Raw genomic sequence first — 13,860 nt, 5'->3', positions numbered from 1 at the left:
AGGTATGGTGAGCTATAACTTCAGGATTTAAACATAACCCTATACGCATCCACTGCATCATCCAATTGGCATAATAAGCCGACGGAGACTACCCAACACACTTGATCAAGTAAGAAGCGATTTTGCAACCTTTGATGAAGTGGTACAAACCGCATATGCATGTATTACCATTGAATAAAGTATTTTTTCACATGATAATCCCTTGACCCTTCTTGAAATGATGCAAAAAAAATGTGAAAACTTCTTCTCGTGGAGGGGGAAGGAGCATTCATGATAAAGCAAGGCATGATTAAAAAAAGCATAGCGCTCTTCACCTTAATAATGATTGACTTCGCTAGTGCTGTTGCAAAATCTGCTGCCAATGTTCAGGAGCTCTCAAATTTTGAACGTTCTTTCAATACAATTCAAGGCACCACAAACACTCAAGAACCTTTCCAACCGTTAAAAGCTGGAGAATATGATCAAGCTTATGACTATTACACCCAAGGCTATTATTTAAAAGCCTTTCGTGAAGCACTCAGACGAGCAGAACAAAATGATCCCATCGCACAGACTCTGGTTGCTCGGATTTATATGGAAGGATGCGCTGTTCCTCGTGATGGTGCGCGCGCTGCTTTGTGGTTTGGACGAGCAGCAAAACAAGGTGAACCACAAGCGCAACTGCGCTACGGTCTTCTGTTATTTGATGGCCATTTTATTTCTAAAAATCAAGAACTTGGTGAAGAGTTTATCCGAAAAGCCGTAGATGCTAAGGTAAAAGAAGCCTATTTTTATTATGGACAATTGCTTCTTTATAAAGCCTCGCGTGAAAAACAAGTTCTTGCGGGTGTTTCTTCACAAAGCCGTGAAAATGAGGCGATAGAACAAGCATTAAAATGGTTCTTAAAAGGCGCTGCCCGTGGAGATTCTGAAGCCGCTTTTGCTGCGTCAAAAATCCTTGCCTCAGGAACTTTAACACGTCCAAGGGATGATCGTAACGCCCGCAGACTAATGGAAGCAGCTGCGCAAAATAACCATTCTACAGCACAAATCCTTTTAGCACAATGGCTTGTGCAAGGTCGTGGTGGAGAAACCGATTTTCAACGTGCTTTTCATTTACTTCTGAGCAATGCCATCAATATGGTCCCACCGGCACAGGTTTCTCTAGCAAGGCTCTATCGCGATGGAATAGGCACAAAAGGCGATACGATCATGGCAGCGGCATGGTATATGCTTGCAAAGCACGCCAACCTTCAAGCACCAGACCTTGAAATGATGCTTGAAGGTATGGACGATACACAATTGGAAAAAGCCCGCAAAGAGGCAATAAAGCTCCTTCCTATTTTTTAATACACACTTCAAAGAAATGATATCGTTTACTGCCAAGAAATAAAATCCCCTCCAAATCTCATAAAAATCCCCCCCAAATCTCATAAAAATCCCCCCCAAATCTCATAAAAATCTTTGTGCAAATTCTTAAAAGGCTTGCGTCTGAACGCTTTTTATGGTCTTGCAAAGAATTAAAAAGTAAGAAAAGGCTCTTTTTTGGGAGAACTTATCTAAGCTTTTCTCTCTGCCAACATGATGGAAAGCCCACTGTAAGGACAACGAAAGAACCCTCCACAAAGACCACGAGAGAGCCTACCGCAAGAACAACGAAGAGCGAATAGCCGTAAGGGCAAAAAGAGCTCTCTTTTTGTAAAAATGAAATTGGATATAAAACGATGAAAATTAATGGCAATGAAATTCGTCCTGGAAATGTAATTGAGCATCAAGGAGGCTTATGGGTAGCTGTGAAATGCAATGCTGTAAAACCAGGAAAAGGTGGTGCATTTAACCAAGTTGAAATGAAAAATTTAATCGATGGTACAAAACTCAATGAACGATTTCGTTCTGCCGAAACTGTTGAACGCGTACGCCTTGAACAAAAAGACTTTACATTTCTCTATCAACAAGGTGACGCTCTAATCTTTATGGATTCAGAATCTTATGAACAACTTGAATTACAAAAAGATTTTGTCGGTGAACGCGCTGCTTTCTTGCAAGACGGGATGACAGTAACTGTTGAACTTTATCAAGAAAAGCCTATTGGCATATCACTTCCCGATCAGGTCACTGTAACAATTGTTGAAGCAGATCCTGCCATCAAAGGGCAAACAGTTACATCTTCTTATAAACCTGCCATTCTTGAAAATGGTATTCGCATTCTTGTACCACCTTTTATTAATGCCGGTGAACGTGTCATTGTCGACACCAACGAGTTGATTTATGTGCGTCGTGCAAATGATAAATAAAGGAATAAAAAATGGCCCATTCTGCAATCATGAATGTCATGGTGCAAGCTGCAATGAAAGCTGGACGCTCATTAGTGCGTGATTATGGTGAAGTGCAAAATTTGCAAGTGTCTTTGAAAGGGCCAGCAGATTATGTAAGCCAAGCAGATCGTAAGGCTGAAAAAATTATTTTTAATGACTTAAGCAAAGCGCGGCCAAAATTTGGCTTTCTGATGGAAGAATCTGAAGAAATTATTGGGGAAGATTCACAGCATCGTTTTATTATAGATCCTTTGGATGGTACAACAAATTTTCTCCATGGCATTCCTTTTTTTGCGGTTTCCATTGCTTTAGAAAGTCAAGGAAAAATCGTTGCTGGAGTAATTTATAATCCCGTGAATGATGAGTTGTTTACCGCTGAACGTGGTGGCGGTGCTTTTTTTAATGACCGGCGCTGTCGCGTTTCTGCACGACGCCGATTAGAAGATTGTGTCATTGCAACGGGCATGCCGCATTTTGGTCGTCCAAATCACGGTGCATATCTTATTGAACTGCGCAATGTCATGGCTGAAGTTGCTGGACTCCGCCGTTTTGGCGCTGCTGCCCTTGATTTGGCTTATGTCGCCGCAGGAAGAACAGATGGATTTTGGGAAGACAATCTGCAAATTTGGGATATAGCCGCTGGAATACTGATGGTTCGCGAAGCCGGTGGTTTTGTCACGGATAAGGAAGGTGGCAACGATATATTTCGCAAAAAAAATATCATTGCTAGTAATGAACTTATTCGCCTCAAACTAGAAAAAACTCTCAAAAAAGGCATTTGAGAAAAAAAGACGTTCGAGAAAAGGTACTAATCTTTATGACAATCATTCATTCAGGTGAAAATTGCAATTTGGCTAGATACGCATAAACCCCGTTTTGTGAGACGAGTTCGGCATGTGTTCCTTCTTCGACCAGAGCACCTTTATCCATCACGAGAATGCGATCTGCTTTTAAAATCGTTGCCAAACGGTGAGCAATCACCAGTGTTGTTCTATTTTGCATCAACCCTTCTAAGGCTTCTTGCACCAATTTTTCACTATTTGCATCTAAGGCTGATGTTGCTTCATCAAGCAGCAACAGGGGAGCATTTCTTAAAATCGCGCGTGCAATACCAATACGTTGTTTTTGTCCACCAGAAAGCATAGTACCGCGTTCTCCCACTTGCGTATCAAAACCGTTTGGTAAAGATTCAATAAATTCAAGAGCATTGGCTGTTTTTGCCGCAGCAACAATTTGCTCTTCATTACACTTTTCTGTCCCGAAAATAATATTATCGCGTAACGTCCCATCAAAGATAGCGACATCTTGTGGAACATAAGAGATTGCACTGCGTAAATCTTGCAAAGAAAGACGATTAATCTCCACGCCATCAAAGCGAATTTGACCACTTGTAGGATCATAAAAACGAAGGATCAAAGAAAAAATGGTGCTTTTTCCTGCACCAGAAGCACCAACAAAAGCAACCGTCTCACCTTCTTTGACAGAAAAAGAAAGAGAACGCAAAATCTTCTCTTGTGGTCTGGAAGGATAAGTAAAATTAACCTGATCAAAAACAAGTGCACCTCGGACAGGTTGTGCCAACGGTAAGGGATTTTGAGGAGCTAAAATTGTAGGTTTTTCTTGCAACAATTCAGCAAGTCGTTCAGCCGCGCCTGCTGCTTGTATTAATTCTGCTCCCAATTCCGATAATTGCGCAAAAGTAGAAGCCCCAAACACTGCGTAGAGGACAAATTGACCTAGTGTCCCACCAGTCATAGTGCCATTCAGAACATCTCGAGACCCAATCCATAAAACAGCAACCACACTGCTAAAAACCATAAAAATTGCAAAACCCGTAAAAAAGGAACGCAAAATGACAGAAGCACGTGCTGTTTGAAAAGCACGCTCTATCAATTGTGAAAAGCGTGTAGAAACAAGTTTTTCAGCGGTAAAGGCTTGCACAGTACGAATAGCGCTTACCTGTTCGGTTGCCAAAGCATTTGCATCTGCAAGACGATCTTGTGCCGCACGTGTACGTACACGAACCTTGCGCCCAAAGATAACTAACGGAATAGCAACAAAGGGGATAGCAAGCAAAACAAGCGAAGACAATTTGGCATTTGTGATCACCATCATCACAACTGCTCCAATCACCACAATCAGATGACGCAAAGCTGTAGAGGCAGTTGAACCAACAGCCAATTTTATTTGCGTAGTATCTGTTAACAACCGCGAAACAAGTTCACCAGAATGGGAATGGTCAAAAAAAGCAGGAGAAAGTTTCATTATATGCACAAAAACATCACGCCGTAAATCGGCAACAATTCGTTCTCCCAAGGTGATAACACAATAATAACGGCAAGCAGAAGCAAGTGCGAGAAGCAAAGCTAAGACAAACAAAACACAGAAAGTAAAATTGATATGGTCGTGGCTTGAAGCAGAAAAACCATGATCAAACATTTGACGAATAGCAATAGGCAAAGCCAAAGTAACAAGAGCAGCAACAGACAAAGCAAGAAAGGCAAAGACAAACAACCAGCGATAGCGTACAAGATAAGGGCCAAAAGTTGCAAGAGAAGATAATGAAGGTTTTTTTAGAGAAGACTTTACAGATTTTTCTGAATGATTGAAGAAATTCATAGGCTTTCGCTCACTTGAATAAAGGTTGTTTATAACTCTTTATACAACAACACACCTTGAACACTTGTTTTTTAATGCGTGCTCAGTTATAGAAAGAATAATTTAATCAACTTACCAAAAAGACGAAGCAAGCGCACTCAAAAAAAACACGTGTCATTTCGTTGTATAAAACAGAAGGTTTGCCGCATGAAAGCGAATATTCATCCCAACTATCATAGGATTACCGTTGTTATGACGGATGGCACCCAATATACGACTCGCTCAACTTGGGGAAAAGAGGGGGACACCCTTAATCTAGACATTGATCCAAGAACCCATCCAGCGTGGACAGGAGGGTCTCAAACACTTGTAGACCGTGGTGGTCGTGTTTCTAAATTCAAAAATCGTTTTGGTAACCTCGGCATGTAAAAGCCTATTTCTGGTTGTGAAGAGCAAAAAACGACCAGTAAAGTTCTAATAAAGTTGAGTGTGCTCAGTGGAATTATTTGTGCCCAGTAAAGTCGTTTGTATATTGCAAACAATGAAACTGCCTTCAGCTGTAAGAAGGGTGCGATTTGAGAGCTCTCATAATTAAGGTTTTGTAGAAAACACGTTAGTCAAAACTGCCAATGAGGTACCCCGCTTCAAAGCGGGGTTTTTTTACGTACGATGAAGGATAAATAAAAAGAGAAAACGCCCTTAATCTGACATTGATCCCAAAACCCATCCAGCGTAGATAAGGTGAATCTCAAACATGAGGAGATCATGGTAGATGCGTATCTTTATTCAGAAATCGTTTTGATAACCTCGGCATGTAAATGTTTCCTTGACCTTAAGAAGCAAGATTTGTTAGCCATCTCAATAAACGCTGGTCTAATGTCATGATTTTGATGAGTAAGCATAAGAGTTTGAGAATCGAATAGCCTCTTCATTTTGATTAAGTTATGTGCAAACGCTATAAACTCTCTTTATTCAGGGAGAATAAGAACATACCTAGGAGGAGCTAAACGGAATAAGAGAGCGTCGTAACCCCACATAGCAGACAAGCAGCAAAGAGAAAAAACGCCTTCACCAATTGTTAAGAGTAATGCGGACGATATAGCGGCTTCATCTGCTATTGCTTCGCGCCGTTCTAAGAGGTATCCGAAAAAAAAGAAAAAGCACGCTAATGCACTCGCTCCCGTAAAGAAACTTAACACGGCATGAACCGGTCCCCGCATGTTGAGCAGAATAAGAAAAATTATGAAAATAAACACTCCAAATATTCCAGCGAATACTCCACACACCATATGGCACGAATTTCGCATCATAATTGCAGAAGTACTCTCTTCTGCATATCGATTTTTTCTTTTGGTGGTTATCTTCTTGGAAGATATGCTGTCCACAAATCCCCCTCATTTTTAAGCCAAGATGCTATAAAATCATGTGCTCGTAATTATATCATCACAAAATACAAGAAAAATTTATTTATTTTAACTAAAAAACAAGTGCTTTATCTAGTGCAAACCTATTTTCTTTAGCAAGAACTCCTCAATCCGTTCATCTAAAATACAAAAAATCATCTACCTTGAAGATTAGGCTATCCTTACGCACAAAAGGTTGACAAACCGCATGTCTTATCTGCCCTGAAATTATAACTTTCCAATCTCCCCGCTCATCCACCTTCTCGACTGCAATCAAATGGATTTTACGGATAACAAAATAGTGTCAAAAAACAAAAAATATTGCGCTATCAAACTCTTCAAGACAGTATCAAGCTTTATGATTTTCACTCAAAAAGTAAGTACCGGCCTCATGAACAACAACACACCATAATGCTGTTCATTCACAAATTTACGAGCATTATCTCCCCTTCCCCGCTCTCACCTCTCGACGTCCTCCACAAATACTTAAAGAAATACACGAGGAAAAATTCTCTGAGAAAGCTTTCAATCCTAAAAAGCGCGCCCCACCATTTTATCATGATGAGGGCTTCTTAAATCACGCAGAAACATGCAAAATCTCCCCACATTCAAACAGAGAACTTATTCTTCAAGCACAAGATTTCTCACGGTCTTTTGTCCATTGCCCCAAAGCCGCAAGGTGGTTCATCTGTGCGCGATGAAAAAAAGCCTTTTGTGCAACAGCAATATTTTCATGTCTGCCACCCCATGCCTTCAAAGCCGCCGCTTGCAACGCCCGCCCATAAGAAAAGGTCAATTTCCAAGGCAATGCACCCAGAGCATTCCCCAAAACATTCATTGCCGATAAATGGGCAGTTGCTTCTTCATCAGATTGTCCCCCAGAAAGAAAAGCAATCCCTGGAACAGCAGTAGGAACAGTCCGTTTAAGCACCTGAACTGTCTTTTCAGCCACTTCTTCCACAGAAGCATTGCGTGCACCTTTTCCATCAATCACCATATTGGGTTTTAAAATCATACCCTCTAAAAGAACACGCGCCTCAGACAATTCTTTAAACACCGCGGTCAAAACAGCTTGTGTCACCTCAAAACAGCGCGCAATTGAATGCCCACACGATGGTCCATCCATAAGCACTTCTGGTTCAACAATCGGCACAATCCCTAACTCCTGACACAAAGCAGCATAGCGTGCGAGAGCTTGCGCATTTTGGTTGATTGCCCCTCTTGTTGGGAGAGTGTGTGCATCAATCGCAATCACCGCCCGCCATTTAGCAAAACGTGCTCCCAAAACATAATAATCTTTTAAACGCTCCCGAAGCCCGTCTAATCCTTCTGTAATTGTTTCTTGAGGAAAAGCCGCCAATGGTTTAGCGCCAGTATCGACTTTAATCCCTAGTAAAGCACCCGCATCACGAATAAGATCTATCAACATTTTCCCAGATGATGCTTTTTGACGAATGGTTTCATCAAATAAGATGACACCAGAAATGGCACTTTCCATGGCTTCCTTTGCGCTAAAAAGCATTTCACGATAAGCGCGGCGATTATCTTCGCTACATTCAACACCAATAGTTTCAAAACGCTTTCCAATCGTAGTAGTACTTTCATCTGCCGCCAAAATACCTTTACCCGCACAAACCAGAGCAAGTGCTATATCCTCAAGACGTTCATTCATAAAAAATTCCTCTTTGTTTTGTCTCAATTTCTAAAAGTACGCAACACCACCATCACGCCCCACACAACTCCGTGATCATATAGCTTTTCTTTAAGCCTAAAACCCTTTAAGCCTGCATGAGCGCGAGAATACCGGGCAGCACCTTACCTTCCATCCATTCCAAAAAAGCACCGCCTGCTGTCGAAAGATAAGTAAAATCATTGGCAACACCAGCATGATTAAGCGCAAAAACTGTATCTCCCCCTCCAGCAATTGAAACCAATTTCCCCTTTTGGCTGCGTCCTGCAGCATGGCGTGCAATCGCAATTGTTCCTTGATCAAAGGGAGGTTTCTCAAAAACACCAAGAGGCCCATTCCACACAAGAGTGGCTGCTTTATCAAGCACACCTTTAACATGCGCAATGGAGCGGGTACCAATATCCAGAATCATGCCGTCCTCAGGAATATCTTTAATGTCATAAAGCCGATGCGGTGCATCCTTTTCAAAGCGAAATCCAACAATCACATCCACAGGGAGTAGAAGCTCACATTGGCATTCTTGCGCTTTTTGAATAACTTTTTTTACCGTTTCCATAAGTGCATGTTCACATAGTGACTTTCCAACATGAATGCCTTGCGCCGCTAAAAAACTATTGGCCATACCACCACCAATCACCAAATGATCAACCTTTTCTAACAAATGATTAAGCACAAAAAGCTTACTAGAAACCTTAGCCCCACCCACAATAGCAACCACTGGACGCGCTGGGCTACCAAGCCCTTTTTCTAGCGCCTGCAATTCAGCCTGCAAAGAACGTCCCGCGTAGGAAGGCAACAAATGTGTTATCCCCTCCACTGAAGCATGAGCACGATGAGAAACTGAAAAAGCATCATTGACATAGATATCCCCATTATGCGCTAAAGCCTCAGCGAAAGAACAATCGTTCTTTTCTTCACCTAAATGGAAACGAACATTTTCAAGCAGTAAAACACCACCGTTTTGCAACGCATCAACCGCCATCCGCGCGGCTTCTCCGATACAATCTGATGCAAAAGCCACCGGCTGATTGATTATTTTTTCCAACGCTTGCACAACGGGGTATAGTGAAAATTCTGGCTCCACCTGTCTTTTGGGGCGACCACAATGGGAAAGAAGAATAAGCTTAGCTCCACGCTTTTGAAGCTCAATAAGGGTCTCTTTATGTCGTTTGAGACGCGTTTCATCGCATACTTCGCCTTGCGCCATTGGAACATTAAAATCCACCCGCACAAGAACACGTTTCCCAGCGACATCAACATCATCAAGTGTACGAAAACCCATCATTGCTCCCTCTTCACTTTCTGTTGTTTCAAACAAAAACGCATCTGCTTAACTCTCCGCACACAATCGCCCCTTTGCTTTTACGCAAAGAAACCCGTGTTTGTGTTTTCTCAAACTTTGTCTCGTTCAAAAGCGCACTGTTTCAAATTCTGCCCCCTGCATGCAGTTTTAAACACCACGCATTACTATACCGAAACAAAACACAGCACGTAACTTAGAAAATATCTTTTCCTTAGCGTACAAAAAACAATCTTTACTCATTTTTTTCAAAAAAAAATACCTTAATTTTCATTATAAAAATGAACTTTTTTATAAAATAGAGAATCTTCGTGTCCCATTTTTATATTGTTTTGGCAAAAGCCACAGCAGTATCACTCATACGGTTAGAAAACCCCCATTCATTATCGTACCAAACCAAAACACGACAGAGCTTACCATCAATCACCTTGGTTTGATCATTGTGGAAAATAGCTGAATGTGGATTATGGTTAAAATCACAACTCACAAGCTTTTCTTCCGTATAGTCCAAAATGCCCGCAAGCGCACCGCGTGCAGCAGAACAAATGGCAGTGTTTATTTCTTCAATTGTTGTGGAACGTTTAGCGGTAAATGTCAAATCAACAACAGAAACATTAGGAGTTGGAACGCGAATTGACACACCGTCGAGCAACCCTTTTAATTCTGGCAAGACCAACCCCACAGCCTTTGCTGCACCTGTTGACGTAGGAATCATAGAAAGAGCCGCTGCACGTGCACGATAAAGGTCACGATGCATTGTATCTAACACAGGTTGATCGCCCGTATAAGAATGAATTGTTGTCATAAACCCCTTTTCAATTCCAACTATGTTGTGCAAAACTTGGGCAACAGGCGCCAAACAATTGGTTGTACAAGAAGCATTAGAAACAACCCGATGCTCTTTGCTCAAAGACTGATGATTTACCCCGTAAACCACTGTAAGATCTGCACCTTCAGAAGGCGCAGAAACAAGAACCCGCTTTGCCCCAGCATCCAAATGCGCACTTGCTTTATCTCGCGCAGTAAAAATGCCCGTACATTCCAAAGCAATATCGATATCCAAAGCCTTCCAAGGCAATTTTTCTGGATCACGCTCTGCGTATACCTTTATCAAACCGCACCCGACATCAATGGCATCACCCACAACCTTGATGGGGCGAGGAAAACGCCCGTGGACTGAATCATAGCGCAACAAATGGGCATTGGTCTCCACCGCCCCCAAATCGTTAACAGCCACAACTTCAATATCTTGTCGCCCACTTTCCACAATGGCACGCAAAATATTGCGTCCAATACGCCCAAACCCATTAATTGCAACGCGAACAGTCATTTCACATTTTCCTTATCAATTTTTATAGCGCAACAAATGGGCATTAGTTTTCACCAACCCCCAAAATCATTAACAGCCACAACTTCAATATCTTGTTGTCCATTTGTCACAATAGTGCACAAAATACTGTACCAACACAAAAACCATTCATCGCAACGTGAACAATCATTTCATATTTTCCTTACTGAGTTTTCCAAGCTCTTTTTCAACAGTAGCCACCACATTTTCACAAGTGATACCGAAATGCGCGTAAAGCGCATCAATCATCCCACTTGCACCAAACCCTTCCATACCAATAAACACACCATCACAGCCAATAAAGCGATCCCATCCTTGCCGAACGGCAGCTTCAATGGCAACTTTAATTGGAGCATCCCCAATGAGAGCACGCTGATAGGAGAGAGATTGCTGCGCAAAGAGCTCAAAACAAGGCACAGAAATCACTCGCGTTGGAATACCTTTTTCCTCTAAAACAGCATGCGCCTTCACCGCAATTTGCAATTCTGAACCGGAAGCAAACAGAGTCACCTGCGCATCATCACTTGCTGTTAGTAATTCATAAGCGCCAAGCATACAAAGATTTTCTTCTTCATATTCTTGTCGCAAAAGTGGTAAATTTTGTCGGCTCAAAGCTAAAGTGGAAGGTGTCTTTCGTGCTTTCAAAGCCAATTGCCAACACTCAACCGTCTCCATAGCATCCGCAGGGCGAAAAACCAGATGATTAGGCATTGCACGCAAGGAAGCTAAATGCTCCACAGGTTGATGGGTAGGACCATCTTCACCAAGACCAATAGAATCATGGGTCATGACATAAATCACCCGCAAACCCATGAGAGAAGAAAGGCGCATGGCAGGACGCATATAGTCAGAAAAGCATAAAAAGGTTCCCCCATAGGGAATAAAGCCTCCATGAAGGGCAAGACCATTCATCACCGCTCCCATCGCATGTTCGCGAATTCCATAATGCAGATAGCGCCCTGAAAAATCTTCAGCAGAAATACTTTTCATCTGGCTGCTTTTTGTATTATTAGATCCGGTTAAATCAGCAGAACCACCAATTGTTTCACTAACGATTTCATTGATAACTTCAAGAGCCATTTCCGAAGCTTTACGCGTAGCAACAACAGGGCACTCCTCGCTAAGGCGCTGTTTATAAGCATCAATAGCGCCATCAAATCCGCCCAAGAGATCACCCCGCATCAACCTTTCAAACTCCACCCGTTCTGACACAGGAAGAGCAGCTAATTTTTCTTCCCATTTTTGTCTTTTTTTAGCAGCATTGAGACCAGCCAAACGCCAATCATCGAGAATATCTGCTGGAATAACGAAAGGCTCAACATCCCACCCCAAAGCGATACGGGTTTCAGCAATTTCTCGTGCTCCTAAAGGAGCTCCATGGACTTTATTGGTTCCCGCTTTATTTGGTGCTCCAAAGCCTATAGTTGTTTTGCAAGCGATCAAAGTTGGTTTATCGGAATTTCGAGCAACCTCAATGGCACGTGCGAGTGCTGCTTGATCATGCCCATCAACTTTATATGCATCCCAACCAGACGCTTTAAAACGCGCTATTTGATCTGTACTATCAGCAAGAGAAATTTCTCCATCAATGGAAATATTATTATCATCCCACAACACAATAAGTTTATTGAGTTTTAAATGTCCCGCAAGAGAAAGTGCTTCTTGGGAAATCCCTTCCATAAGACAGCCATCCCCTACCAATGCATAAGTGTAATGGTTGATGAGATCACCAAAACGCGCATTTAGCAAGCGCTCAGCAAGCGCCATCCCCACAGCATTAGCCAATCCCTGCCCAAGAGGTCCAGTGGTTGTTTCGACTCCTACAGCGTGCCCATACTCTGGATGCCCAGCAAGCTTTGACCCTAATTGGCGAAAATTTTTGAGATCCTCAAGGGAGATATCTTCATAACCAGACAGATACAGTAAGGCATAAAGCAACATAGACCCATGCCCAGCAGATAACACAAAACGATCACGGTCGGGCCAATGAGGATTTTTAGGATCATGGGCAAGAAACTTTGTATAAAGAACGGTAGCAATATCAGCTGCTCCCATTGGCAAACCAGGATGACCAGAATTTGCTGTTTCAATCGCATCAATAGCAAGAAAACGGATAGCATTGGCCATCTGATTCTGTTGTTCTGTATTTGTCATGAATGATAGACCATTTCGTTAAACAGTTATTTTATTGCTTCTTCCGTATTCTCTTAATTTTTTGAGAAATACTGTTTTTTAATCCTCAGCATGAGACTTTATCACTTAAGATAACATTAATAACATTCCCCTCACGCATCCTTCATATACAGTACATTTATGCCAATACTCTCAAAAAATCCAGCTTTTAATTAACATGTATCCCCTGCTTTGCTTGCTAAAATGTCCTACATACTTAAAAATAAAATTCACGCAAGAAAAGAATAATGAATGATTCGTTTTTGCATAAAGAACTGATAAAGGATACAATTACCTAAAGGATAAAAATATCATGAACCAAGAAACTACGGTTCTGCCACAAGCTTTAGAGCAACTGGAAAAAGCACTAAGAACCTTAGAGTTCACCATTATAAACCGCAATGCCGTTATTGATAAAAACAACGAATGGGAAGAGGAAATTCAACGAATGAACGCTGATCGTAGCCATCTTGCCCAAGCGCTTGACAAAGCCGAAGCCCAAGTCGAGCGGCTAGAAGCAGTGAACAAAGAAGTTTCCAAACGTTTAATCAAAGCAATGGAAACGATTCGTGTCATAATTGATAGATAAAGGTTTAAAGACATGGAAACCGTTTCAGTCACAATTGATGGTAAAAATTATCGCATGGCTTGCAATAAAGGACAAGAAGACCACCTTATTGAACTTGCAGCCCGATTAGACCAATATATCACACATTTGAAGAAAAATTTTGGCGAAATTGGTGACCACCGTCTGTCGGTTATGGCCGGCATTATGATTATTGACGAAATGGAAGAAATAAAACGAGAAAATAAAAAACTACAAGAAGATTACGAGACTCTTTTACGACTTCATAATGAAAGGGATCGTACCATGGGAAAGATTGTACGAAATACAACGGAGCGGATTGAAAAGCTCACCAATCAATTGCTCAAAGATGAACAAAACAATATTGATTTTCAACAACAAGAAAACTCATAAACGCGCAACTGTGCTTTTACCAACCAGAAAAACAATGCTCAAAGACTAGCATGATCATCCCAATTGTAGCAGCACA

At 41.7% G+C, this 13,860-nt stretch carries 12 protein-coding genes; 6 read left to right on the top strand and 6 right to left on the bottom strand.

Annotation, left to right across the window (positions count from 1 at the left end; genetic code table 11):
* Positions 1-285: 285 nt before the first annotated feature.
* The 3 genes from GQO39_RS05050 to GQO39_RS05040 all read left to right on the top strand — a co-directional run bounded on the left by GQO39_RS05050 (position 286) and on the right by GQO39_RS05040 (position 3,076).
* Entirely contained in the window at positions 286-1,329 is a 1,044-nt protein-coding gene (locus tag GQO39_RS05050) for a tetratricopeptide repeat protein (RefSeq protein ID WP_198039417.1), read from the top strand.
* 374 nt (positions 1,330-1,703) lie between these two features.
* Positions 1,704-2,273, top strand: coding sequence for an elongation factor P (gene efp, locus GQO39_RS05045; protein ID WP_156851194.1), 570 nt, complete (start codon positions 1,704-1,706; stop codon positions 2,271-2,273).
* 11 nt (positions 2,274-2,284) lie between these two features.
* On the top strand, positions 2,285-3,076 hold the full coding sequence (locus GQO39_RS05040) for an inositol monophosphatase family protein (protein ID WP_156851193.1): 792 nt from the start codon (positions 2,285-2,287) through the stop codon (positions 3,074-3,076).
* A gap of 46 nt (positions 3,077-3,122) precedes the next feature.
* On the opposite strand, the gene GQO39_RS05035 is transcribed toward GQO39_RS05040, so the two are convergent.
* Positions 3,123-4,913, bottom strand: a complete 1,791-nt coding sequence (locus GQO39_RS05035) for an ABC transporter transmembrane domain-containing protein (RefSeq protein WP_156851192.1) — start codon at positions 4,911-4,913, stop codon at positions 3,123-3,125.
* Between the two features lie 186 nt (positions 4,914-5,099).
* On the opposite strand from GQO39_RS05035, the gene rpmE reads away from it, so the two are divergent.
* Positions 5,100-5,321: a 50S ribosomal protein L31 gene (gene rpmE, locus GQO39_RS05030; protein WP_004856429.1), complete on the top strand. Its 222-nt coding sequence runs from the start codon at positions 5,100-5,102 to the stop codon at positions 5,319-5,321.
* Between the two features lie 539 nt (positions 5,322-5,860).
* Here rpmE and GQO39_RS05025 read toward each other — a convergent pair.
* From GQO39_RS05025 to tkt, 5 genes are all read right to left on the bottom strand, one after another.
* Positions 5,861-6,148, bottom strand: a complete 288-nt coding sequence (locus GQO39_RS05025; RefSeq protein ID WP_156851191.1) for a hypothetical protein — start codon at positions 6,146-6,148, stop codon at positions 5,861-5,863.
* 775 nt (positions 6,149-6,923) lie between these two features.
* Entirely contained in the window at positions 6,924-7,967 is a 1,044-nt protein-coding gene (locus tag GQO39_RS05020; RefSeq protein WP_156851190.1) for a class I fructose-bisphosphate aldolase, read from the bottom strand.
* 106 nt (positions 7,968-8,073) lie between these two features.
* Positions 8,074-9,270 (bottom strand): phosphoglycerate kinase, encoded by a 1,197-nt coding sequence (locus tag GQO39_RS05015; RefSeq protein WP_156851211.1) that lies wholly within the window; start codon positions 9,268-9,270, stop codon positions 8,074-8,076.
* 337 nt (positions 9,271-9,607) lie between these two features.
* A complete protein-coding gene (gene gap / locus GQO39_RS05010) occupies positions 9,608-10,615 on the bottom strand; it encodes a type I glyceraldehyde-3-phosphate dehydrogenase (RefSeq protein WP_007552888.1) in 1,008 nt (335 codons plus the stop codon).
* A 165-nt stretch (positions 10,616-10,780) separates the two neighbouring features.
* Positions 10,781-12,787 carry a transketolase gene (gene tkt / locus GQO39_RS05005; protein WP_156851189.1) on the bottom strand — a complete coding sequence of 669 codons (2,007 nt, stop codon included), beginning with the start codon at positions 12,785-12,787 and terminating at the stop codon, positions 10,781-10,783.
* A gap of 331 nt (positions 12,788-13,118) precedes the next feature.
* On the opposite strand from tkt, the gene GQO39_RS05000 reads away from it, so the two are divergent.
* On the top strand, positions 13,119-13,394 hold the full coding sequence (locus tag GQO39_RS05000; RefSeq protein WP_007552890.1) for a DUF4164 domain-containing protein: 276 nt from the start codon (positions 13,119-13,121) through the stop codon (positions 13,392-13,394).
* A 12-nt stretch (positions 13,395-13,406) separates the two neighbouring features.
* Complete coding sequence (locus GQO39_RS04995; protein ID WP_007552891.1) at positions 13,407-13,784, top strand: cell division protein ZapA; 378 nt, start codon at positions 13,407-13,409, stop codon at positions 13,782-13,784.
* Positions 13,785-13,860 lie beyond the last annotated feature (76 nt).

The sequence above is a fragment of the Bartonella refiksaydamii genome (assembly GCF_902652675.1).
Lineage (GTDB): Bacteria > Pseudomonadota > Alphaproteobacteria > Rhizobiales > Rhizobiaceae > Bartonella > Bartonella refiksaydamii.
Note: the sequence above shows the minus strand (reverse complement) of the source record. Positions and strands in the feature narration are given on the sequence as shown.